The sequence below is a fragment of the Nonomuraea monospora genome (assembly GCF_039531895.1).
Classification (GTDB): Bacteria; Actinomycetota; Actinomycetes; order Streptosporangiales; family Streptosporangiaceae; genus Nonomuraea; species Nonomuraea monospora.
Window position 1 is genome coordinate 309,757 of record NZ_BAAAQX010000006.1, and the last position, 21,962, is coordinate 331,718.

A 21,962-nucleotide genomic window follows, 5' to 3' on the forward strand; every position below is an offset into this window, starting at 1 on the left:
CCGCCCACTGGCACGGGGACCTCCGGCCGCCAGCCCGAGTCGCTGGGCGCTTGCGGGGCGTGCGTTGGCTTGCGGTCGTTCATGCGAGCGGCCCCATCACGACCAGGCAGTCCCCCGGCGCGACCTGGGTCCCGGCCGCCGCACGCACCTCGACCACGACCCCGGCCGCCGGCGCCGCCAGGTACGTCTCCATCTTCATGGCCTCCAACGCCACCACCGTCTGCCCCTCCTCCACCACGTCACCCACGGCGACCTCCACCTTCCACACGTTCGCCACGAACGGCGCGTCCACCCGCGCACCGCCCTCCGGCACCACGACCTCGGCGGGCGCGGCGATCTCGACGGCCGCCGCCTGCTCGGCGCGGGTGAACTCGCCCGCCTCCTCCCAGGCCCGCCGCTCCGCCGAGAACGCCGCCGCCTGCGTGGCCCGGAAGGCGGCGATGGACGCGGCGTTCTGGGCGAGGAAGCGTTCGTGCTCGGCCAGTGAGAAGGATCCGTCGGCGGCGTCGATGGAGGTCCGTCCGGCGGCCAGGTCGGCCCGCAGGTCGAGCAGTTCCTCGGGCGAGACCGGGTACCAGCGGATCCGGTCGAAGAAGCGCAGCAGCCACGGGTCCTGGCCGGGCGCCGGGTGGGTGCGCCACACCTGCGTGGTGCGGCCGACGAACTGGTAGCCGCCGGGCCCTTCCATGCCGTAGACGCACAGGTACGCGCCGCCGATGCCGACGGAGTTCTCCGCCGTCCAGGTGCGGGCGGGGTTGTACTTCGTGGTGACGAGCCGGTGGCGCGGGTCGAGCGGCGTCGCCACGGGGGCGCCGAGGTAGACGTCGCCCAGGCCCAGCACCAGGTACTCGGCGTCGAACACGGTGCGGTAGACGTCGTCCACGCTGTCGAGCCCGTTGACGCGGCGGATGAACTCGATGTTCCACGGGCACCAGGGGGCGTCGTCGCGCACGCCGGCCATGTACCGCTCGATGGCCTCGCGGGTGGCCGGGTCGTCCCAGCTCAGGGGGAGTCTCACGGTGCGGCTGGGGACGACCAGCTCGGCGGTGGGCGGCAGGGTGGTCTCCAGTTCGGCGAGCAGGCCGAGGAGGCGGGGCACGGGCAGCACCTGCGGGTCGACGTGCACCTGGAGGGAGCGGATGCCGGGGGTCAGGTCGAGCACGCCGGCGGGGGCGAGGCCGGCCAGCGCGGTGTGCAGGGCGTGGACGCGGGCGCGGAGCGCGAGGTCGAGCACGAGGTCGCCGTACTCGACGAGGACGCTGTCGTCGCCCTGCCGCCGATACGTCACGACCGGCCCGTCACCCCCGTCGAGCGAGCGCGCCAAGCCGTCGCCGCCGGACCGGCCCAGCACGCCGCCGCCCCCGGGGAGCCTGCCCAGCACGCCGTCGTCGCCGTCGCCGCCCGCCACGAGCGCGGGCAGGTCGAGCGAGCGCGCAGGAACGGCGTCGGCGGCGCGGACCGGCACGAACGACACCGTGTCGCCGGGCCGGAGCTGCCCCAGCTTCCACCGCTCCCCCGACACCACCGTGACGGGGCAGACGAACCCCCCGAGGCTGGGCCCGTCGGGTCCGAGCAGGATCGGGGTGTCGCCGGTGAAGTCGAGCGCGCCCACCGAGTAGGGCGTGTCGTGGATGTTGGACGGATGCAGCCCGGCCTCGCCCCCGTCCCGCCTGGCCCAGGCGGGCTTGGGCCCGATCAGGCGGACGCCCGTGCGCGCGGAGTTGAAGTGCACCTCGTAGCGGGTGGCGTAGAGCTGGTCGATGTCGGCGCGGGTGAAGAACTCGGGCGCGGCGTGCGGCCCCTCGGTGACGCCCAGCTCCCAGTGCGGCTCGAAGCGGGGACGCCGCTCGGCGGGGACGGGCCCGGTGGGGGCTGAGGACGGAGTGAAGGCGCGGAGGACGTCGCCGGGCCGCAGGGCGCGCCCGCCGTGGCCGCCGAACCGCCCCAGTGTGAAGGTGGCCGCACTGCCCAGGTACGGGGGCACGTCCAGCCCTCCGGCGAAGGCGACGTACGTACGCAGCCCGGCGGCGCAGTCACCCACGTGCAGGGTGGATCCGGCGGGCACCCGCACCGGCTCCCACATCGGCACCGGCGCCCCGTCCACGGTGACGGGCGCGGGCGCGCCGGTGACGCAGACGAGCGTGTCGTGGCTGACTTCGAGGGTGGGCCCGCCGGCGGTGCACTCCAGGCCCGCCGCGTTCTCGTCGTTGCCGAGCGCCAGGTTGGCCAGCCGCAGCGAGCGGTCGTCCATCGCCCCGCTGGGCGGCACGCCGACCTGCCAGTAGCCGACGCGCCCTTCTGCGTCCTGGACGGTGGTCATCAGGCCGGAGCGCACGACGGTGACGCGCGGCTCCGGGTCGCCCACGCCGGCGAGGGTGCCGGTGCTGTGGGCGGCGGCCCTGAAGGCGGGGATCTCGACGGCGGCGCGCAGCAGGCCGAGGTTGACCTCGATGCCGTCGATCCTGGTCGTGGCGAGGGCCTGGCCGAGGCGGTCGAGGGCCTCGTCCCGGCTGCGGCCGGTGGCGATCACCTTGGCGAGCATCGGGTCGTAGGCGGTGGACACCTCGGTGCCGGTCTCGGCCCAGCCGTCGATCCTGATGCCGTCCCCGGACGGGAGTTCCACCCGGGTGAGCAGGCCGGCGCTGGGGCGGAAGCCGGCGGCCGGGTCCTCGGCGTACACGCGGGCCTCGACGGCGTGGCCGGTCACCGGCACGTCGCCGGTGGCGAGGTGCGGCGCGAGGAAGGAGGCGTCGCCGCCGGCCAGCCGCAGCATCCAGGCGACCAGGTCGACGCCGGTGACCTGCTCGGTGACCGGGTGCTCCACCTGGAGGCGGGCGTTGACCTCCAGGAAGGAGAATTCCTCACGTTCGGCGTCGTAGACGAACTCGACCGTGCCGGCCGAGCGGTAGCGGATGGACGCGGCCAGGTCGCGCGAGGTGCGGTGGAGCCGTTCGCGCACGTGGCCGGGCAGGGCGGGGGCGGGCGCCTCCTCGACGACCTTCTGGTTGCGCCGCTGCAGCGAGCAGTCGCGGTCGCCGAGGGTGACGACGCCGCCCATGCCGTCGCCGAAGAGCTGCACCTCGACGTGGCGGGCGCGTTCGACGTACCGCTCGGCGAAGACGCCGGCGGAGCCGAAGCTGCGCAGCGCGAGGCCGGTCACCCGGTCGTGGGCGGCGCGCAGCTCCTCGGGGGTGCGGCACACGGTCATGCCGATGCCGCCGCCCCCGCCGGTGGCCTTGAGCATGACGGGGTAGCCGATGGCGGCCACCTCGGCGACCGCGTGGTCGGCGTCGGTGAGCAGCCCTGTGCCGGGGAAGACCGGGACTCCGGCCGCCACGGCGACGGCGCGGGCGGTGTGCTTGTCGCCGAAGGTCCGCAGGTGGGCGGGTGCCGGGCCGACGAACGCCAGCCCGGCGCCCTCGACCAGCTCGGCGAAGCGGGCGTCCTCGGCCAGGAACCCGTAGCCCGGGTGGACGGCGTCGGCGCCGCTCTCCTTGGCGGCGCGCAGGACCGCCTCGGCGTTGAGGTAGGACTCGGCGGGCGCGGCGGGGCCCAGCAGGACGGCCTCGTCGGCGAGCCGGACGTGCGCGGCGGCCCGGTCGATCTCGGAGAACACCGCCACCGTACGCAGGCCGAGCCGGCGTGCGGTGCGGATGATCCGGCAGGCGATCTCGCCCCGGTTGGCGATCAGCAGCGTGCCGGGCGAAGGCTCACGCACCGGCGTACACCGCCATCCGGGCGCGGCTGGGGTCGAAGCCGTTGCAGGGGTTGTTGATCTGGGGGCAGTTGGAGACGACGACGAGGGTGTCCTTCTCCGCGCGCAGCGCGACGGACAGGCCGGGCGCCGAGATGCCGTCCACGATGCCGAGCGCGCCGTCGGGGTCCACGGGCACGTTCATGAACCAGTTGACGTTGGAGACCTGGTCGCGCTTGCCCATGCCGTACCGCGACAGCTCGGCCAGGAAGTTGTCGGCGCAGGCGTGCTGGGCGTAGGTGTGGTGGCCGTAGCGCAGCGTGTTCGACTCGCGGGAGCAGGCGCCGCCGAGGGTGTCGTGCCGGCCGACCTCGTCGGCGACCACGGTCAGGAGCGGCTCGGACTCGTTGTCGCGCAGCACGCTGCCCGTCGTCAGGAAGATCGTCTCCTGCTCCTGCAGGGTCGCCTGGGCGCTGTAGGCGCGCCAGGAGCGGTGGGCGTCGTAGGCGAGGAAGTCGACGGCCTGGTTGCCGTCGAGGTCGGCGATGACAAGCACCTGCCCGCGCCGCAGCACCCACGACCAGGGGGCGCGGGGCGGGACGGTCTCCCTGTGCAGCTCGGCCCCGAACGCGTCCGTCATCACAGCGCCCTGCCCTTCCGGTGGTCGGCGGTGTTCTCGAAGGCGCGCCGGCCCTCGGGCGTGGCGCTCCACTGGGGGTCCTCGGGCGTCGTCACGCGGTCCCGCCAGGCGAGGATCTCCAGCGGGGTGACGGTGTAGCCGGGGCGCGGGTCGAGCGGGTGGGCCGCGTTCGCGAGAAGCACGACGACGGGCAACTCGGTGCGCAGGGTGACGCTGGTGCCTGGGCCTGCCGAGCCCTGCCATTCGGGCCGCCCGTCCGCGTCGATGCGGACGCCCTGGAAGAAGGAGATCGACGGGGGCAGGTCGCGCCGTTCCAGGCCGTTCTTCGCGCCGGCGAGGGCGAGCAGCTCCCGTCCGGCCGGGCTGGGGCCCTGGGGGGAGCCGTCGCCGTAGCGCCGCTCGTTCCTGGCCCTGGTGGAGGCGCCGTAGAGGGTGTCGTGCCGTCCCGAGCCGTCGTGCAGCACGGTGGCCAGGACCCGGGCCTGGTCGCTGAGCAGCAGGTACGACGCGCCCGCGTACACCTGCCACTGCACCTTGACCGTGTCGGCGACGTTGAGCCGCTCCCACGGCAGGCCGGCGTGGTGCAGCAGCAGCGACGCGCAGGCGTCGCCGTCGGGGTCGGTGAGCCGGATCGCGGTGCCCGGCGCGAGCACGCGGTGGGCGTAGCCGCCCGCGGGGACGCGGTCGGCCCAGACGACGTCGCCGGCGGCGACCCCTTCGGGCAGGTCGGTCCAGCGCGAGGCCGGGACGGTCGGCGCGGTGTGGACCGTGGTGCCCTCCTGGGCGCGGGCATGGGCGCGCGCACCTGCGGTGGTGGCGGTCCCGTTCTGGAGTGTGGTCACGACGCTCCTCGCAATTTCTGTCGCTTGACAGAAATGCTGTGCGGCCTCGCGAACACCCATGGGTCGGGCCGGTAAATCCCGTGTTAAGCGGTGCTCACGGCGCTGATGCGGCTCAAGTGATCAGGCCGCGCGGTGAGTTTTGCGTTACGGCAGATGAACGCCGGCGTCACGAGGCGGAAACGCCGGGCCCGTACATATCGGTCAACCGACAGAAATTCGAACGCCCGGAGACCCGATGGACGTCACCGCCACTCCCCCGCCACCCACCGACGAATCCTCGCTGCGGACCTTCGGCTACCGCCAGGAGCTGCACCGCAGCATGGGCAGGTACGCCTCCTTCGCCGCGGGCTTCTCCTTCATCTCCGTCCTGACCACGGTCTTCCAGTTCTTCGCCATCGGCTACTCCTTCGGCGGCGCCGCGTTCTTCTGGACCTGGCCCATCGTGCTGGGCGGGCAGCTCCTGGTCGCGCTCTGCTTCGCCGAGCTGGCCGCCCGCTACCCGATCTCCGGCTCCATCTACCAGTGGTCCACCCGGCTGAGCACGCCGGCGTTCGGCTGGTTCGCGGGCTGGATCATGATCCTCGGGCAGATCGTGGTCATCGCCGCCGCGGCGCTCGCGCTGCAGGTCGTGCTGCCGTCCATCTGGCCGGGGTTCCAGCTCGTCGGCGGCGACCCCGCGCCGACCACCGCCACCGGCGCGGCCAACGCCGCGATACTCGGCCTGATCCTGCTCGCGCTCACCACCGCCGTGAACGTCATCGACAACCGCGTCCTGGCCCGGATCAACAGCGTCGGCGTCACCACGGAGATCATCGGCGCGGTGCTCATCATCGTGCTGCTGTTCACCCACGCCGAGAACGGGCCCGGCATCACGTTCAGCACCGGCGGGCAGGGCGGGGCCATCGGCGCGCTGCTGGTCGGCTCGTTCACCGCCGCGTACGTGCTCATCGGCTTCGACAGCGCCGGCGAGCTGAGCGAGGAGACCCGCAACCCGCGCCGGGTCGCGCCCCGCACCATCCTGACCGCGCTCACGGCGGCCGGGCTGCTCGGCGGCCTGATCATCTTCGCCGGCCTGCTCGCCGCCCCCAGCCTGACCGACGGGCGGCTGGCCACCGAGGGCCTGTCCTACGTGCTCACCAGCAGCCTGGGCGACTGGGTGGGCAAGCTGCTGCTGGCCGACGTGGTGGTGGCGATCGCCGTGGCGACCATGGCCATCCAGACCGCCGCCACCAGGATGTTGTTCTCCATGGCGCGCGACGGCGTGGTGCCCTTCTCCGGCGCGCTGTCCCGGGTCTCCCCCCGCACCGGCATGCCGGCCGGGCCCGCGCTGGTCACCGGAGGGCTCGCGGCGGCGATCCTGCTGCTCAACTTCGCCTCCCCCGAGGCGTTCCTGGCCATCGGCACCACCTGCATCGTGCTGCTTTACCTCGCCTACGCGATGGTGACCGGCCCGCTGCTGGTGCAGCGGCTGCGCGGCGGCTGGCGGGGCGGCGCGCCCGGCGGCGTCGCGGAGGACGGCACGCCGCTGTTCAACATGGGACGGTGGGGGCTGCCGGTCAACGCGCTGGCCTTCTGCTACGGCATCGCGATGACCGTGAACCTGGCCTGGCCCAGGGCCGAGGTGTACGCCCCGATCACCGGCCACTGGTTCTTCCAGTGGTTCACCATCGTCTTCCTCGCGGCCGTCGTCGCCCTCGGCCTGCTCTACCGGCGGCTACGCCGCACCGGGGTCGCCGCCGGGCAGGTGCCGCTCGCGAACACCGGCCAGGCGTAGCGCCGCGTCGGCGGTGGCCGCCGCCAGCGTCTCGACGGCGGTGGCGGCCATCTCTCCCGGTGTGTCCCTGCGGATCAGGATGACGCCCTCGATCAGCGCGAACAGCAGGTCGGTGCGCAGCGCCCTGTCCTCGGGGGACAGCGCCGCCCCGGCCGAGGTGCCCGCCAGCAGCTCGCCGTACGCGGCCTTCAGCTCCTCACGCATCCGCCGGAACCCGGCGAACCGCTCCGTGCGCACCTCGGGCAGCAGGTAGAGGGCGCCCAGGTTGTACGGCCCCGCGCACAGCAGCCTGGCGTCACGCTGGCACAGCTCCCGCAGCCGCTCCTCCGCCGTCGCGCCGGCCAGGGCGCGCGCCGCCTCCAGCGACGGCCGCACCGTGCTCTCCAGCAGCTCGGCGAGGATGTCCTCCTTGCCGTCGAAGTAGTGGTAGATCGACGCCTGCCTGATCCCGGCCCGCTCGGCCAGCGCCCTCGTCGTGGTGGCCGCATAGCCGTGCACGGTGAACAGCTCCGCCGCCGCCGCCAGGATCTCCTCCCTCGGGCTCAGCTCGCTGCGCGGTCGCGCCACTGCTCGCGGTCTGCCTACTTTTCGCACGGTGGAAGGGGCGCTCACCGCTCGATCGTCGCACACCCGCGCTTCTCAGCGGCGTCCCGCCCTGTTCAGCGCCTCCTGCGCCTGTACGGCCATCGCGGCCACCAGGTGCTCCGCCGAGGGCAGGTCGCCGATCAGGTCCACGGCCTCGCCCGCCCACACCGGCAGCGGCGGGATCGCGCCGCTCGCCACGTCCTGCTGATACTGCCGCAGAGCTCCGGCGTCGGCGGCCAGCTCCGCCTCCCGCCCCCGCCAGCGGTCCAGATAGGGGTGCCCGAGGGTGCGGGCCGGGTACCTGGCGGGCCAGGCCGAGCCGCGCGCCACGTCCAGCACGGTGCTCCGCTCGGTCTCCTGGCCCCGCCCCTCGATGATCGCCTTCTTGGTCGACGGATCCGCCAGGGCCTCGGTGGTGGCCTGGAAACGGGTGCCGACCAGCGCCCCGGCCGCCCCGAGCACCAGGGCCGCCGCCACGCCGCGCCCGTCGGCGATCCCGCCCGCCGCCAGCACGGGCACCGGGTGCACGAGATCCACCACGGCGGGCACGAACGGCAGCGTGGAACGCCCGCGCGCCGCCCCGTGACCGCCGCTCTCCGTGCCCTGGGCCACGATCACGTCGGCGCCCGCGTCCACGGCCTGCCTGGCCTCCTCCAGGTCGGTCACCTGGAGGATCAGCAGAGCGCCCGCCTGGCGGACCAGCTCCGCGTACGGGGCGGGGTCGCCGAACGACAGCATCACGGCCTTCGGGCCGAGGCTCAGCCCCAGCTCCACGGCCGCCCGGTCGATGCCCCAGGTCAGGAAGCCGACACCCCACGGCAGGCCCGTGGCCGCCACTGCCGGGGCCTCGCGTGCCAGCCACCCGGGGTCCCCGTACGCGCCGCCCAGCAGCCCCAGGCCGCCGCCCCGGCAGACCGCGGCGGCCAGCGCGCCGCCCGCCGAACCGCCCATCGGAGCGAGGGCGATGGGGTGCCGGACGCCGAACATCTCCGTGAACACCGTCGACAACGTCATACCGGCATCCTCCCGCCGTGCCCGGCCGACCTGGTCACGGGCCCGGGGTCACGCGCCCCCGAGTCACGCGCCCCAGGTCAAACGCCCCCCGCACCGGCCAGGCGGGTCACGCCCTCGGCGCCGAACCAGCGCGGCAGCCGGTCGAGCAGCTCCCCCTGATCGTCACCGGCCCACGCGACGTGACCGTCCGGACGCAGCAGCACGGCGGGCACGTCCAGCTCCTCAGCGGCGTCCACGACGTGATCGACCCGGCCCGCCCAGCCCTCGGCCGACAACCCGCCCGTCCGGTCGAGCAGCAGCCCCCGCCCGGAACGCATCAGCTCGTACAGCCGCCGCCCCTGCTTGAGCCGCACGTCCCGCAGGCGCCGCCCGACCAGATCGGCCCCGTCGCCGAAGTCGTACCGGACGCCGATCGCGGTGACCTTCCCGATGAGCAGCCTGCGCACCTCCTCGACGTCCATCAGCTCGGCCACCAGCCGGCGCACGGCCTGCGGCCCCGGCTCAGGAGACATCAGCTCCATCTGCGCCCGGCTGTTGTCCAGCACGTCGGCGGCCACCGGGCGGCGCTCGGCGGCGTAGCTGTCCAGCAGCCCTTCCGGCGCCCACCCGGCCAGCTCGGCGGCCAGCTTCCAGCCGAGGTTGAACGCGTCCTGGACGCCCAGGTTGAGCCCCTGCCCGCCGGCCGGCGGATGCACGTGCGCCGCGTCGCCCGCCAGCAGCACCCGCCCGTCACGGTAACGTTCGGCCAGCCGGGTGGCGTCGCCGAAGCGGGACAGCCAGCGCGGCGAGCGCGCGCCCCAGTCGGTGCCGACGTAGGCCCGCAGCCGCCGCTGGAACTCCTCGATGGTCGGCGGGACGGCGCGGTCCTCGGCGACCTCCTCGGCCGGCACCAGGACGCGGTACACCCCGTCCCCGAGCGGCATGGCGCCGAACGTGAACAGCGTCTTGCGCACCTCGGCCCCCGCGGCGGCGATCTCCGCCGGGTCGTCGGTCAGCTCCATCTCGCCGAGCAGCATCTCGGTCCTGGCGGGCTCGCCGGGGAAGGCGACGCCGAGCGCCTTGCGCACCGTGCTGCGCCCGCCGTCGCAGCCGACGAGGTAGCGGGCGCGCAGCCGGGTGCCGTCGGCCAGCTCCGCGGTCACCCCGTCCGCGTCCTGGCTCACCCCCACCACCTCGCTGCCGCGCCGGATCTCGGCGCCCAGCTCTGCGGCGCGCTCGGCCAGCAGACGGTCGGTGATGGGCTGCGGGATGCCGAGGGTGTAGGGGTGGGAGGTGTCCAGGTGGTCGAGCGGGGGCTTGTCGATGCCGGCGAAGTGACCGCGGATGGGGTACTTCGTCCCGTGCTCCAGGAACCGCTCCAGCACGCCCCGCTGGTCCAGCAGCTCGATGGTGCGGATGTGCAGGCCGAGCGAGCGGACATGCTTGGCCGGCTCCGCGTCCTTCTCCAGCACGAGTACGCGCACGTCGTGCAGCCGCAGCTCGGCGGCCAGCATCGAGCCGGTCGGCCCGCCGCCGACGATGATCACATCGAACATGGAATCGCCCATCCAGTGAGGTTGCTTCTGCCGGCCGGCTGCGCCCCGCGTGCTTTCGCGCCCGCGAATCCGCAGGTCCTGGCCCCAGCCGTTGATTGTGCGGCACGACCCCGGTCTTGCCGCAAGACCCCCTGTGCGCTATAGCTTGAAAGTGACGGGGAGTGCTTTCACGCACGGGGAGTGCCCTTCCCCTTCGTCATCGATCCCACCGGTGCCGACCGGCACGCCGAGTACCGGACCCGGCCCTGCTCAAGACGCTGCTGACCAGCCCGGACGTGTCCAAGAACGGGCGCCCCCACTACCCGGACTTCCAGGAGACGATCCGCACGTGACCGCTCGCCCTGTGGTTCGAGGTGCGGAGCATGCTCACCGCGTACGGCGCCGACCACCGCAGGCTGCGGCGGATGGTCGCCCCCGCGTTCAGCGCCCGCCGCATCGCCGAGCTGAAGCCGGCCGTCCAGGCGCTGGCCGCCGAGCTGATGGACGAGCTGGCCGCGGTGCCCGAAGGCCAGGTGGTGGACCTGCGGGAGCGGCTGGCGTACCCGCTGCCCATCGCGGTGATCGGCCACCTGATGGGCGTGCCGCAGGAGCAGCGGGACGACTTCCGGCAGATCGTCGACAACGTCTTCGACAGCACACTCACCCCTGAGCAGGCCCAGGCGAACAACCTGCGCCTGTTCGAGCACATCGAGCAGCTCATCGCCACCAAGCGGGCCGAGCCGGGCGACGACATGACGTCCCTGCTCATCGCGGCCCGCGACGAGGAGTCCGGCGGCGCCGGACTCACCGCCGCCGAGCTGCCCGACACGATGATCCTGATGATCAGCGCCGGGTACGAGACCACCGTCGACGTCATCGACCAGGCCGTCTTCACGATGCTGGCCTCCCCTGCCCAGCTCGGCCTGGGCCGCTCCGGCGAGGCGAGCTGGGCGGACGTCGTGGAGGAGACCCTGCGCGCCGAGCCCGCCATCAAGTACCTGCCGCTGCGCTTCGCCGTCACCGACGTCAAGCTGCCCGACGGGCAGGTCATCACGGCGGGAGAGCCCATCCTGGCCGCGTACGGCGCCGCCAACCGCCACCCGGACTGGCACGGCGCGGACGCCGACGCCTTCGACGTCACCCGCCGCGTTAAGGACCACCTGGCGTTCGGCTACGGCGTGCACTTCTGCCTCGGCGCACCCCTGGCCCGCCTGGAGGTGGCGGAGGCCCTGCGCCAGCTCTTCGACCGCTTCCCCGGCCTGTCCCTCGCCGCGCCCGCCGACACGCTGCGTCCCATACCCACCCTCATCAGCAACGGTCACCAGAAACTGCCCGTGCGGCTGCACACCGCCGGATGACACGCCGCCAGGAGAGTTGTCACGCGCCGGGGGCGCTGTCTTGTCTGAGCTGTACACGGCCGGATCGAACCGGCCACTGATCTCCGGAGGACCGCTCATGAGCACCGATCACGCGCACGGCCACCACCTCGACAACCCCGACAAGAGCGGCCCGCCGCCCAAACTCGACGTGGTCGCCACCGTGCCGGGCGCGCCGCCCGCGCCGGCGGGCGCCGAGGCGATGACGATCCTGGTCACCTTGCCGCCCAACAGCCCCGGCGCGCCACCGCACCGGCACTCGGGGCCCGCCTTCGGGTACGTACTCAAGGGAGCGATCAACTTCGAGCTCGAAGGGGACCCGGTGCGGGTCCTGCGGGCCGGGGAGGCGTTCTGGGAGCCGGGTGGGGACGTCATCCACTACCAGGACGGCAACCATCTGGAGGATGAGGAGTCGGCGTTCGTGGTGACCATGTTCTGCGCGCCGGGACAGCCGATGCTGGTGCCGGTCAGCGCGGAGGAACTGGAAGCCCGCCGGGATCGGCGCGCGCCCCAGCCATGACCGATGAAAGGCCACCGGCCGCCCTCGGGGGGTGGCCGGTGGCCTTTTTCTTGTGTGAGATGTTCGGATGGAAGCAGACGAAGCACGGATTCAGGATGCGGAGCAGCGGCTGGGCGTCCGGTTTCCCGATGACTACCGGAGCTTCTTGACGGCCGAGGGGGCGGTGGGGCGGGTCGTCGAGTCGGCCGGGAATTACCTGAGGTTGCAGCCTCTGGAAGAGCTCGTGGCGGTCAACGCGGCCGGGGAGATGCAGACGCGCTTTCCTGGTGCGGTGGCGATCGGTGATGACGGCAGCAGGGAGTTGCTGGTGTACGACTTCAGGAAGGACCCGCCGCCGCTTCTGCTGCTGGATGTCACCGCGGAGGACTGGCATGCGGGCCTCTATCAGGCCGGGTCCTTCACCGAATTCTTGCGTCTGTTCTCTCGGCGCGGCTGGAACTGGGGTCCGCCGGAGGCCGTCACTCGATGAGGACAGGCCGCACTCGGGCGGCACGTAGTCGAAGGTCGGCCCGGCGGGGATCGGGGCTCACGAGACGGCTGAGCGGCCATGGTCTCCGCCTCGTAGGCCTCACACCCGCGCGCCGTCGGCGGGGCGCGGCGCGGCCTTGAGCACTTCGATGGCCTGGGCGGTGGCGTCCTCCAGGGTGGCGCGCAGCGGAGAGGCGGTGATCTCGGCGCGCTGGGCGGGGTCGGTGGTGTAGTACAGCGACTGGTGCACGAACCGCACGTCGCCGCGCTGCTTGGCCATGAGGGTCAGGGCCGCGGTCATGTTCCCGCCGACCGAGTCGCCCGCCACGGCGAGCCTGCCGGCGTCGAGGTTCTCGGCCGCGCCGTCCCGACGGACAGCTCCCGCACCAGCCGGTCGTGGGTGCCCGCGTTGCCCAGCACCCAGCCGCCGCCGTGCACGTACAGCACGACCGGCAGGACCCCCGTGGCGCCGGCGGGCCTGACGAGCCGCACCCGCACGTCGCCGGCCACGGCGGGCACGACGATCCACTTCTCGTCCACGGCGGGCTTGGCGACGGGGCCGGACTGCACGTCGTCCAGCAGCTTGCGGGCGCCCTGCGTGCCCAGCTCGTACAGGAGCGGGGGCTTGGCCGCCGCCTCGGCGAACTCCTGAGCCGCAGGCTCCAGAACGATGTCGTTCATCACATGTCCCTCTTGCCGCAGGGGAGCTGTCAGGCGGTGGCGGCTCCGGGCAGGGTGGTGCGCAGCTCCCTGCGGGAGGCGACGCCGAGCTTGACGAAGATCTTGCGCAGGTGCCATTCGACGGTGTGCGGGCTGATGTAGAGCTGCGCGCCGATCTCGGAGTTCGTCAGCCCGCCGGCGGCCAGGCGGGCGATCCGCGCCTCCTGCGAGGTCAGCCCGGTAGGCGTCTCGGCCGGGCGTCTGCGGACGCTCTCGCCGGTGGCCCGCAGCTCCCGCCCGGCGCGTTCGGCGAACGCCCCGGCCCCCATCGAGCCGAACAGGTCGTGGGCGACGGTCAGTTGCTCGCGCGCGTCCACGCGGCGGTTCTCGCGGCGCAGCCACTCGCCGTAGAGCAGGCGGGCGCGGGCGAGCGCCGTCCTGACCTTGGTACGGCCCAGCCGCTCGATCGCCTCCCGGTGGAGCGCGTCGGCGGCCGGGCCCGCGCTGACCTGGGCGCGGGCGCTCGCCGAGATGCCGAGTGCCCAGTCGGTGCCGCTGGCCCTGGCCATCTCGTCGAGCCGCCGGGCGGCCTCGGCGGCGCGGGCCGGCCTGCCGCTCCTGGCCGCCGCCTCGACCAGCTCGATCGTGGACCAGGTGGACAGCCCGAGCTCCTGCGGGTGCTCGGCGCCCCGCTCCGCCGCGACGTACGCCTCCTCGTAGCGGCCGTGGCCGTTGTGCAGCACCGCGGCGGCCCACTGGGTGGCGGTGGCCACCTTGCCCTCCCCCTGCAGCGCCACGTCGCGGGTGATCGCCTCGATCGCCTGGCGGGTCGCCTTCTCCTGGCCCCGCCACGGCTCCAGCACCAGGGCTCCGTACTGGGCCATGAAGCGGCTGCCCGTCACCTCGCCGATCGTCATCGCCTCGGCGACCAGCGCCTCGGCCTCCGCCAGCTCGCCGGCCAGCACCCGGGCCGACAGGAGCAGCAGCAGCGCCGGCGGCAGCACCGACAGCGCGCCCGTCTCGCGGGCCGACGCGACCAGGCGGGCCGAGAGGTCGGCGTAGCTGTCGAAGTCCCACACGTTGTGGGCCATGCGGCAGGCGAGCGGGAGCCAGCCGAGGCCCTCCTCCCTGGACACCTCTCCGGTACGGAACGCCTCCAGAGCCCGCAGCACCATCGGCGTGCCCGCCGCGTAGCCGTCGATGATCGTGGTCGCCGCGCCGTTCAGCAGCAGGTCGTCGCGTTCCGGGGGTGGGCCCGGCGGTGCGGCGAGGGCGGCCCTGGCGACGTCCGCCATCTGGGCTCCGCTCGCCAGGCGGCCCGCGGTGAGCGCCGCGTACAGGGCGTCGCGGTAGGTCTCGCGGGCCAGCCCTGCGTCCAGCGGCTCGAGGCGTCTGCCCGCCTTGAGCAGCAGCGGCAGGGCGGCGCCCGCGCTGGTGGAGGCGAACATGATCTGGCCGCGCAGCAGGCTGGACTGGGCGAGAAGGCGGTCGTCGAGGGGGCTCAGCTCCGCGGCGTCGAGCAGTTCGAGCGCGGCGTCGTACCCGCCGGCCCGGTACTTGTCGCGGGCCGCCGCCAGCGCCCGCGCGCCGCGCACGGCCGCGTCGGGGGTCAGCTCGGCCGCCCGTTCGAGGAACGCCGCCGCCGCCGCGACCCCGCCACGGGCCTGGGCGCGGCCCGCCGAACGCTCCAGCTCCGCCGCGACCGCCTCGTCGGGGCCCGGGGCGGCGTTGGCCAGGTGCCAGGCCCGCCGGTCGGGGTCCGTCGCCTCGTCGGTGGCGTCGGCCAGGGCGCGGTGCACGGCCTGCCGTTCCTGCGGGGCCGCCACCCGATAAGCCGCAGAACGCACCAGGGGGTGGCGGAACCGCACCCGCGTGCCGATCGTGATCAGGCCCTCCACCTCGGCGGGCGCCGCGGCGGCTGTCTCGATGCCCAGCAGGTCGGCCGCCCGCGCCAGCAGCGTCACGTCGCCCACCGGCTCGGCCGCCGCGACCAGCAGCAGGCGTTGCGTCTCGGCGGGCAGGGCCTGGACCCGCCGCAGGAAGCTCTGCTCGATCTGGCTCGCCAGCAACCGCGCGTCCGGACGGCCGAAACCGCCCGCCAGCTCGGCCGGGGTCAGCCCGCGCGGCAGCTCCAGCAGGGCCAGGGGGTTGCCCTGCGTCTCGGCCACGATCCTGTCCCTGACCTGCTCGTCCAGCCGTCCGGGCGTCACCGAGTCGAGCAGGGCGCGGGCGTCGCTGTCGCTCAGCCGTCCCACGTCGAGCTGCGGCAGGCCCGCCAGCTCGCGGCCGAGACGGTCGTCGCGGACCGCGATCACCAGCGCGATCCGTTCGGCCAGCAGGCGGCGCGCCACGAACGCGAGCGTCTGCGCCGAGACCTGATCCAGCCACTGGGCGTCGTCGACCAGGCAGACCAGCGGCTCCTTCTCGGCCACCTCGGCCAGCAGGCTCAGCACCGCCAGCCCCACCAGGAACCGGTCCGGCGGCGTGCCCGCGCTCAGCCCGAACGCCGTCCCCAGCGCCTCGCGCTGCGGCTCAGGCAGCTTCGCGAGCTGGTCGAGGAACGGCGCGCACAACTGGTGCAGGCCGCCGAACGCCAGCTCCATCTCCGACTCGACGCCCGCGGCCCTGGTCACCCGGCATCCCTGAGCGCCTTCCCGCGCGTACTCCAGCAGCGCCGTCTTGCCGATCCCCGCCTCACCGCGCAAGATGAGCACCGAGCTGTGGCCGCCCCGCACCGTGGCCACGAGCCGATCCAGCCGCTCGCACTCGATCCTCCGGCCCCGCAGCCGCCTGCTTGCCACCCGGCCTCCGTCCTGCCGTTCCCTGGGTACCCCCTGGGGCCCGGGCCAGGGTATCGACCACGGTGTCCCCGGGGCGCGACGGAGGGGCTCCGGCAACGACCGTGATCACAGTGGCATCCGCCGGATGCGGCTGTGAACGGGGAGTTGAAGCCGTGAGCATGAGTTTGCTGGAGTCGTACGGAGACAGCGCCACGCAGGGGGATGACCGGCCGGCCGGCGGCTGGGACGGGGCCGCCGCCACCTTCGCCGGCGCCGCCCCGCGCCTGTACGCCATCGGGCTGCGCGTCCTTCAGGACGCGGGCGAGGCGGAGGACGTCGTGCAGGAGACGTGGCTGCGGTGGGCCCGCGCCAACCGGTCCGTCGTCGTCAGCCCGGCCGCGTTCCTGGCGCTGACCACCACGCGGCTGGCCATCAACGTCACCCAGTCGGCGCGCAAGCGGCGCGAGACCTCTGCCGGGCCCTGGCTCCCTGACACGCCCGACCGGTCCGCCGGGCCTGAGGTGGCGGCTGAGCGGCATGAGGCGGTCGATGGGGCCGTCCGGATGTTGCTGGAGCGGCTGACCGCTGCTGAGCGGGGGGTTTATCTGCTGCGGATGGCTTTCGACTATCCGTTCCGGCAGATCGGGGAGGTGCTGGGGTTGACTGAGGAGCACGCCCGGCAGTTGCTGCGGCGTGCCCGCCGGCACCTGGCCGCCGGGCGGATCCGTCCGGTGAGCGGCGCCGCGCGTCAGCGGCTCGTCCGGACGTTTCTCGCTGCGGCGCGGACCGGGGACCTGGGCGGGCTGGAGAGCCTGCTCGCCGCTGACATCAACCGCTAGGCCACTTCGCCGCTGAGATCAACCGCTAGGCCACGGGTCGCGGCCTGAAAGGCGAGCGGCCCGTGGCGGAGTTCATGCCACGGGCCGCGATCCGGCCGGTCAGCCGGTGCCGCGAACGGCCTCGGCGATGACGGCGGCGACGGCGTCAGGCGCGGAGACGGCGACCGCGTGCGACGCCCCAGGGATCTCCGTGGTGCCACGCGCCCCGGCCCGCTCGGCCATGAACCGCAGCGCAGCCGCCGGGATGTTGAGATCGCGCTCCCCGTGCACGAACCACGACGGGATCCCCCGCCACGCGGGCTCGGCCACCGTGATCTCGTCCCGCAGCGCCCGCTCGGTGACCGGCCGTTGCGTGGCGGCCATCAGCGCCGCCTCGCCGGCGTCCACGTCGGCACAGAACTGGTGGTGGAACTTGCCGGGATCGATGCGGAACTCGGTGCCGGAGGCGGCGACCGGGTAGGCGACCAGCGCGTCCCCCAGCGTGCTGCCCTCGAACTTGGCCGACAATAGGAAGGCGCTCTCCCCCGCCTCGGGCGCGAAGGCGCCGACGTGGACGAGCGCCCGCACGGCCGGGTCGCCGGTGGCCGCCTGGCTGATCACCATGCCGCCGTAGGAGTGCCCGACGAGCACGACGGGCCAGCCGAGGCCGGCGATCACGTCGCGCACGTACGCGCCGTCGCCCTCGACGTCGCGCAGCGGGTTGGCCACCGCGACCGCCTGGAGCCCATGGCCGTGCAGGCGCTGGATGACCCGGTTCCAGGAGGCGGATTCGGCGAAGGCGCCGTGCACCAGCACGACAACGGGCTGTTCGGACATGAGGTCATTCCTCTTCTCGTGGTGGGTTCGGGTCTTCCTCGTGGAAGCCGATCTCGCGGTGGGTGCCGTCGCACAGGGGTTTGTTGCCGGAGTGGCCGCAGCGGCAGAGCGTCGTCCGGTTGCGGGTCTCCAGCGGCAGTCCGTCCGACCGGATGACCGGCACCCGGCCGGTGACCCACAGCGCGCTGGCCAGCCCGCCCTCCTCCTCCAGGACGGAGACGGCCTGCGGGAGGTCGGGTTCGATGGTGTCGCCGCCGCGTTCGAGGGCGTAGCTGTAGGAGCCGGAGGGGCAGTGGTCGATGCGGCCCATGATGTTCGAACGGACGTCGCTGTCGGCGGTGTCGGCGAGCATCGCGGCGATGGGCCTGGTGCGGCCGATGCAGAAGGCGGCGTGGACGCACAACTCACCCACGCGCTGCGCCGAGATGCCGGCCCCGTCGTGGACGTGCTGCAACTCCCGGTACGGGCGCATGATCTCGGCCTCGGTGCCGTCGAAGCCGATGACGGCGTGCGTCCCGTCGCAGAACGGCTTGGCGCGCGAGTGGCCGCAGCGGCACAGCGCGTACGTGTCCTCGGTCTCCAGGGGTTCGCCGGTCTTCCAGGTCAGGGCGTCGTTCCCGGCGGAGACGATCTTCCGCTTGCGGCGGAGGGGGACGCCGCCGTACACGACGTACGGGCCGTCGCGCAGCACGACGACGCGCCGCTCGTCGCCGACGCTCCACCGGCGGCGCTCGGGCGTGACGTAGCGGAAGGTCGGGCCGGAGCCCTGCTCCAGGAGGGCGAGGGCCTGGGCCTTGAGCGCGTACATGGTGCCGGTGGCGACGGCCAGGAGTCTCGGGTTGCCGTTGAACGCCCGCTCCAGCAGGTGCAGGACGGCGCAGTAGGTGTGGTCGAAGGCGTCCTGCGCCTCGCGGGCGGCGCTGCCGGGCTCGGCCGGGCGCGGGTTGGGCGGCATGGGGCGTACGCCGGCCGGATCGACTCTGATGGGCTCGCCGGTGGGGCCGGAGTCCGGGGTGTCGCCGCGCCGGTAGCGGCGGCCTAGTTTCAGCTCCTGGAAGCGGTAGTAGTGGGCGACCTCGTCGCGTTCCGGGTGCATGACGTCCTGGTCGCCGTCCCAGACCTGGCCGCCGTCCAGGCCCTCGCCCTGCTCGACGATCTCCTCCAGCGCGGCGAGCGCCGTCTTCAGGTCGTGGACGGCGACGAGCCGGCCGGCGGTGTGCCTGAAGTGGCCGGCGTGCACCTGGCGGGCCGGGTCGCCGGTGAAGACGGCCTGCTCGCCGAGCCGTTCGCACAGGTCGCGCAGGCCCTGCTCGATGGCGGCGTAGAACTGGCCGATCGTCTCGTAGTCGTCGCCCTCCGGTGCGGCACCCGCGGGCGCCGGGCGTTCCAGCCGCAGGAACATCTCCAGCGCCTGCTCGCCGAACGGGACGAGCGACAGCTCCAGGGAGCCGTGGGGGAGGCGGCGCGGGTGGGGCGGGAGCATCCGGGGGGTGTCGAGGCGGGGCTTGCCGCCTATGGCGTTGAGGAGGTTGGCGGCGAGTGCCAGGTGCAGCATCTCCTCGGCGAAGACGCTGCTCACTATGGCGGCGGCCGCCGGGTTGCGTTCCTGGTCCAGCGAGTACAGGGCGCAGAGGTAGGGCGGCAGCGTGGCGTGTTCCAGCTCGATCGCCCACTGCAGGTGCTCGCGCAGGTCCCCGATCGTCCCGATCCGCGCCTCACGCCTCGGCGTCTCAGGTGAGGTCGGCGTCTCAGGCGACATGGTCGTCCGGTCGCGAGCCGTCCTCCAGTACCTCGACCGCGTCGAGCAGGCCGCGCAGGCCGATCTCCTCGCGTTCTGCGTCCGTGGGGTCGAACAGCCAGTCGGTGACCGGCAGCTCGGCGACCTCCCCGGGACGGCTGGCCTCGACCAGGCTCACCTCCGCCTCGACCTCCACCTCCAGCTCGTGCAGGAAGCCGTCCTGGTCCCTCGGAGCGCTCATCATTCCTCCATCCGTGACTTGCGTGGATGCCCGGCTGACCGCGTGCGGCAGCCGCACGCCGATCTGGCCGGACGCGAACAGGTGCGTGAACCGCTCCCCCTGGTGGGCGGCCGGCGTGTAAGCCCGGTGCCGGGTCGGGACGACGGCCGCCACCTGCTCGGCGCGTCGCGGGACGGTGCACAGCCCGCCCAGGCACCAGGCGGCGTCCACCGGCCCGACGCGCAGGGGGATGCGCCGGCGGTCCGCCGCGATGACCGGCAGCCCGAACAGGCGGGCGGCGGCGCGACCGGCATCGGCTCCAGCAGGATCAGCCGGACCCCGAACCGCTCGGCCGCCCAGGCGGCCCGGCTGGCGGTGCCGTCATGGACCTACTTGCCCGAGCCGTCCAGCCAGTCGCGGTAGGTGATGCTGCCCAGGACGGCCTTGTCGTCGAGCGGCACCAGCGACCGCTCGGCCAGCTCGCTGCCGAAGTAGCGGGCGTGCGGGTCGGTGACCACCTCGCGCGGGTCGCCCCAGGCGGCCAGCGCCTTGCGGAAGAACTCGTCCATCCGGTACTGCTGCGGCCCGGCGATCTCGACCCTGCCGTTCAGCGGCTCCCCCACCGCCGTGCGGCCGACGGCCTTCGCGACGTCGTCGCCCGCGATCGGCTGGAAGAGCACCGGCGCGACGTGCACCTGGCCGTCCCTGGTGGCCTCGTCGGCGATACCGCGCGCGAACTCGAAGAACTGGGTGGAGTGCACCAGCGAGAACGGGACGCCCGACTTCTCGATGAGCTGCTCCTGAGCGATCTTCGCGGCGAAGTAGCCGTTGTCGGGCATGCGCTCGGTGCCCACGATCGACACCGCGACGTGGTGCCCCACCCCGGCCTCCTTCTCGGCCGCCAGCAGGTTGCCCGTGGAGGTCTGGAAGAACTGCAGCACCGCCTCCCGTTCGAACGACGGCGAGTTCGACACGTCCACCACGACCTGCGCGCCCTTGAGCACCTCGGCCAGGCCCTCGCCGGTGAGGGTGTTCACGCCGGTGTTCGGCGCGGCAGCCACCGCCTCATGACCGTGCTCGCCCAGCTTGGCCACCAGCTTCGACCCGATCAGGCCGGTCCCGCCGATCACCACGATCTTCATGCGGATTCCTCTCTCGGTCGCCGGGCGACCCCTTCGCCACCCGGTCACCAGCTATGACCGGGCAGCCCCTCGGGCTCGTGACGGTTGCCGCGAGATTTTTCACGGAGCAATCCTGACGATGGCCACCGGGCAGGTGGCGTGGTGCAGGACGTGCTGGCTGACCGAGCCGTGCCACAGCGCGCTGAGCTCGTGATGGTGGTGGCTGCCGACGACGAGCAGGGACGCGCTCGACGCGGCGTCCGTCAGCGCCTTGCCCGGACGCCCGGTCAGCGTCTCCTGGTCGATCGTGACCGTGGGGAAGCGCTCCCGCCAGCGGGCCAGGTCGGGCTCGGGCAGCGGCGGGCTGGCGTGGCCGCCCGGCCCGGCCGCGCCGGCGTGGGCCAGCATCAGGGGCTGCCCGGTGCGGGCGGCGTGCGCGCAGGCGAAGGCGAGGACGGCCTCGCTGTCGCCTGGGTCAGCGATGCCCGCCACGACGGGCCCGCCAGAACGCGCGTCGGCGGTGTCCGGTGCGACAAGGCTGCCGGGCGGGGCGTCGCTGATGCCCGCCGACACGGGCCCGCCTGGACGCGCGTCGGCGGTGTCCGGTGCGACGGGCTCGCCTGGACGGGCGTCGGTGGTGCTCAGCGCGACGGGTTCGCCTGGCTTGGCGGGGCCGCGTACGACGACGAGCGGGCAGGCGGCCTCGGTGGCGAGCCTGGCGCCCACCGAGCTGAGCAGCAGCCCGCCGACCTCGCCCAGCCCGCGACTGCCCACGACCAGCAGCTCAGCGTGCCGCGAGTGACGCACCAGCGCGACGAAGGGCTCGCCCTCCGGCATCTCGGTCGTCACCTCTACCTCGGGTGCGGCGGCCCGCGCACGGGCGGCCGCGTTGTCGAGGACGCGTTCCGCGTCGTGCCGGAGGCCGCCTTCCGCGGGTGCGCCCGGCGCGGGCCCCAGGGGCACGTGCAGCTTGGGCCAGATGAAGGCGTGCACGATCAGCAGCGGCCGACCGCGGCGCACGGCCTCGGCGGCGGCCCACTCGACGGCCCGCAGGCTGTCCTCGGAGTCGTCCACGCCTACGGTCACAGAACTCATCGTCGTCCTTTCCGAAGCGGTCACCGGCCATTCGACGAGCTTGCCGTCGGTCGACACGTCGCGCCTGAGCGCCGCGAGCCCGGCGGGAGCCGGCGCGATGGCCTCATGTTCCCCCTGTCCTGGCCCGGACCACACCAGGTTGACGCGCAATGCCGGGTCTGTATACGGGTGGTCGGAACGGTGGTGGCAGCCGCGTGTCTCGCGGCGGGCCAGCAGCCCGGCCCCTCCCGTCCCGATGACCAGGACCGGGCAGCGGCGGGAATCGT

At 73.6% G+C, this 21,962-nt stretch carries 19 protein-coding genes; 5 read left to right on the top strand and 14 right to left on the bottom strand.

Annotated elements, in window-relative coordinates:
- Window positions 1-79: 79 nt before the first annotated feature.
- The 3 genes from uca to ABD331_RS14750 are packed head-to-tail and all read right to left on the bottom strand — an operon-like array spanning window position 80 to window position 5,176.
- Window positions 80-3,718 (bottom strand): urea carboxylase, encoded by a 3,639-nt coding sequence (gene uca, locus ABD331_RS14740; protein WP_344474779.1) that lies wholly within the window; start codon window positions 3,716-3,718, stop codon window positions 80-82.
- Window positions 3,711-4,334: an urea amidolyase associated protein UAAP2 gene (locus tag ABD331_RS14745; RefSeq protein WP_344474781.1), complete on the bottom strand. Its 624-nt coding sequence runs from the start codon at window positions 4,332-4,334 to the stop codon at window positions 3,711-3,713. Before ABD331_RS14745 ends, uca begins: the two co-directional genes overlap by 8 nt.
- A complete protein-coding gene (locus ABD331_RS14750) occupies window positions 4,334-5,176 on the bottom strand; it encodes an urea amidolyase associated protein UAAP1 (RefSeq protein ID WP_344474783.1) in 843 nt (280 codons plus the stop codon). Before ABD331_RS14750 ends, ABD331_RS14745 begins: the two co-directional genes overlap by 1 nt.
- A gap of 235 nt (window positions 5,177-5,411) precedes the next feature.
- Between ABD331_RS14750 and ABD331_RS14755 the strand changes: the two genes are divergently transcribed.
- Entirely contained in the window at window positions 5,412-6,950 is a 1,539-nt protein-coding gene (locus tag ABD331_RS14755; protein WP_344474785.1) for an amino acid permease, read from the top strand.
- Here ABD331_RS14755 and ABD331_RS14760 read toward each other — a convergent pair.
- The 3 genes from ABD331_RS14760 to rox all read right to left on the bottom strand — a co-directional run bounded on the left by ABD331_RS14760 (window position 6,891) and on the right by rox (window position 10,084).
- Window positions 6,891-7,517 (bottom strand): TetR/AcrR family transcriptional regulator, encoded by a 627-nt coding sequence (locus ABD331_RS14760; protein WP_344474787.1) that lies wholly within the window; start codon window positions 7,515-7,517, stop codon window positions 6,891-6,893. The genes ABD331_RS14755 and ABD331_RS14760 overlap by 60 nt on opposite strands.
- A 72-nt stretch (window positions 7,518-7,589) precedes the next feature.
- Window positions 7,590-8,549 (bottom strand): NAD(P)H-dependent flavin oxidoreductase, encoded by a 960-nt coding sequence (locus ABD331_RS14765; RefSeq protein WP_344474789.1) that lies wholly within the window; start codon window positions 8,547-8,549, stop codon window positions 7,590-7,592.
- A 77-nt stretch (window positions 8,550-8,626) separates the two neighbouring features.
- Complete coding sequence (rox, locus tag ABD331_RS14770) at window positions 8,627-10,084, bottom strand: rifampin monooxygenase (RefSeq protein ID WP_344475028.1); 1,458 nt, start codon at window positions 10,082-10,084, stop codon at window positions 8,627-8,629.
- Window positions 10,085-10,446: 362 nt separating this feature from the next.
- Between rox and ABD331_RS14775 the strand changes: the two genes are divergently transcribed.
- The 3 genes from ABD331_RS14775 (at window position 10,447) to ABD331_RS14785 (ending at window position 12,428) form a co-directional block, all read left to right on the top strand.
- Window positions 10,447-11,421 carry a cytochrome P450 family protein gene (locus ABD331_RS14775; protein ID WP_344474790.1) on the top strand — a complete coding sequence of 325 codons (975 nt, stop codon included), beginning with the start codon at window positions 10,447-10,449 and terminating at the stop codon, window positions 11,419-11,421.
- 97 nt (window positions 11,422-11,518) lie between these two features.
- On the top strand, window positions 11,519-11,959 hold the full coding sequence (locus ABD331_RS14780; protein WP_344474792.1) for a cupin domain-containing protein: 441 nt from the start codon (window positions 11,519-11,521) through the stop codon (window positions 11,957-11,959).
- Between the two features lie 67 nt (window positions 11,960-12,026).
- Window positions 12,027-12,428, top strand: a complete 402-nt coding sequence (locus ABD331_RS14785) for an SMI1/KNR4 family protein (RefSeq protein WP_344474794.1) — start codon at window positions 12,027-12,029, stop codon at window positions 12,426-12,428.
- A 99-nt stretch (window positions 12,429-12,527) separates the two neighbouring features.
- Here the strand turns inward: ABD331_RS14785 and ABD331_RS14790 are convergent, their stop codons facing one another.
- From ABD331_RS14790 to ABD331_RS14800, 3 genes are read right to left on the bottom strand one after another with little or no spacing between them, the layout of a single operon-like run.
- Window positions 12,528-12,755 (bottom strand): alpha/beta hydrolase fold domain-containing protein, encoded by a 228-nt coding sequence (locus ABD331_RS14790; RefSeq protein WP_344474796.1) that lies wholly within the window; start codon window positions 12,753-12,755, stop codon window positions 12,528-12,530.
- Window positions 12,725-13,108 carry an alpha/beta hydrolase gene (locus tag ABD331_RS14795; RefSeq protein WP_344474798.1) on the bottom strand — a complete coding sequence of 128 codons (384 nt, stop codon included), beginning with the start codon at window positions 13,106-13,108 and terminating at the stop codon, window positions 12,725-12,727. Before ABD331_RS14795 ends, ABD331_RS14790 begins: the two co-directional genes overlap by 31 nt.
- A 29-nt stretch (window positions 13,109-13,137) precedes the next feature.
- Window positions 13,138-15,888: an ATP-binding protein gene (locus ABD331_RS14800; protein ID WP_344474800.1), complete on the bottom strand. Its 2,751-nt coding sequence runs from the start codon at window positions 15,886-15,888 to the stop codon at window positions 13,138-13,140.
- 158 nt (window positions 15,889-16,046) lie between these two features.
- Between ABD331_RS14800 and ABD331_RS14805 the strand changes: the two genes are divergently transcribed.
- Window positions 16,047-16,706, top strand: a complete 660-nt coding sequence (locus ABD331_RS14805) for a sigma-70 family RNA polymerase sigma factor (protein WP_344475030.1) — start codon at window positions 16,047-16,049, stop codon at window positions 16,704-16,706.
- A gap of 99 nt (window positions 16,707-16,805) precedes the next feature.
- On the opposite strand, the gene ABD331_RS14810 is transcribed toward ABD331_RS14805, so the two are convergent.
- From ABD331_RS14810 to ABD331_RS14830, 5 genes are all read right to left on the bottom strand, one after another.
- Window positions 16,806-17,522, bottom strand: coding sequence for an alpha/beta fold hydrolase (locus ABD331_RS14810; protein WP_344474802.1), 717 nt, complete (start codon window positions 17,520-17,522; stop codon window positions 16,806-16,808).
- Window positions 17,523-17,526: 4 nt separating this feature from the next.
- Window positions 17,527-19,281 carry a ferritin-like domain-containing protein gene (locus ABD331_RS14815; RefSeq protein WP_344474804.1) on the bottom strand — a complete coding sequence of 585 codons (1,755 nt, stop codon included), beginning with the start codon at window positions 19,279-19,281 and terminating at the stop codon, window positions 17,527-17,529.
- Entirely contained in the window at window positions 19,271-19,711 is a 441-nt protein-coding gene (locus ABD331_RS14820; RefSeq protein ID WP_344474806.1) for a hypothetical protein, read from the bottom strand. The genes ABD331_RS14815 and ABD331_RS14820 overlap by 11 nt, the downstream gene beginning before the upstream one ends.
- 158 nt (window positions 19,712-19,869) lie before the next feature.
- Window positions 19,870-20,622, bottom strand: a complete 753-nt coding sequence (locus ABD331_RS14825) for an SDR family oxidoreductase (RefSeq protein WP_344474807.1) — start codon at window positions 20,620-20,622, stop codon at window positions 19,870-19,872.
- A 99-nt stretch (window positions 20,623-20,721) separates the two neighbouring features.
- Window positions 20,722-21,696, bottom strand: a complete 975-nt coding sequence (locus ABD331_RS14830) for a universal stress protein (protein WP_344474809.1) — start codon at window positions 21,694-21,696, stop codon at window positions 20,722-20,724.
- Window positions 21,697-21,962: the final 266 nt, after the last annotated feature.

Coding starts and splice junctions, on each gene's coding strand:
- ABD331_RS14745 (WP_344474781.1), bottom strand. CDS start 4,334: ATGACGGACGCGTTCGGGGCCGAGCTGCACAGGGAGACCGTCCCGCCC.
- ABD331_RS14755 (WP_344474785.1), top strand. CDS start 5,412: ATGGACGTCACCGCCACTCCCCCGCCACCCACCGACGAATCCTCGCTG.
- ABD331_RS14765 (WP_344474789.1), bottom strand. CDS start 8,549: ATGACGTTGTCGACGGTGTTCACGGAGATGTTCGGCGTCCGGCACCCC.
- rox (WP_344475028.1), bottom strand. CDS start 10,084: ATGTTCGATGTGATCATCGTCGGCGGCGGGCCGACCGGCTCGATGCTG.
- ABD331_RS14775 (WP_344474790.1), top strand. CDS start 10,447: ATGCTCACCGCGTACGGCGCCGACCACCGCAGGCTGCGGCGGATGGTC.
- ABD331_RS14780 (WP_344474792.1), top strand. CDS start 11,519: ATGAGCACCGATCACGCGCACGGCCACCACCTCGACAACCCCGACAAG.
- ABD331_RS14785 (WP_344474794.1), top strand. CDS start 12,027: ATGGAAGCAGACGAAGCACGGATTCAGGATGCGGAGCAGCGGCTGGGC.
- ABD331_RS14795 (WP_344474798.1), bottom strand. CDS start 13,108: ATGAACGACATCGTTCTGGAGCCTGCGGCTCAGGAGTTCGCCGAGGCG.
- ABD331_RS14805 (WP_344475030.1), top strand. CDS start 16,047: ATGAGTTTGCTGGAGTCGTACGGAGACAGCGCCACGCAGGGGGATGAC.
- ABD331_RS14810 (WP_344474802.1), bottom strand. CDS start 17,522: ATGTCCGAACAGCCCGTTGTCGTGCTGGTGCACGGCGCCTTCGCCGAA.
- ABD331_RS14815 (WP_344474804.1), bottom strand. CDS start 19,281: ATGTCGCCTGAGACGCCGACCTCACCTGAGACGCCGAGGCGTGAGGCG.
- ABD331_RS14825 (WP_344474807.1), bottom strand. CDS start 20,622: ATGAAGATCGTGGTGATCGGCGGGACCGGCCTGATCGGGTCGAAGCTG.
- ABD331_RS14830 (WP_344474809.1), bottom strand. CDS start 21,696: ATGAGTTCTGTGACCGTAGGCGTGGACGACTCCGAGGACAGCCTGCGG.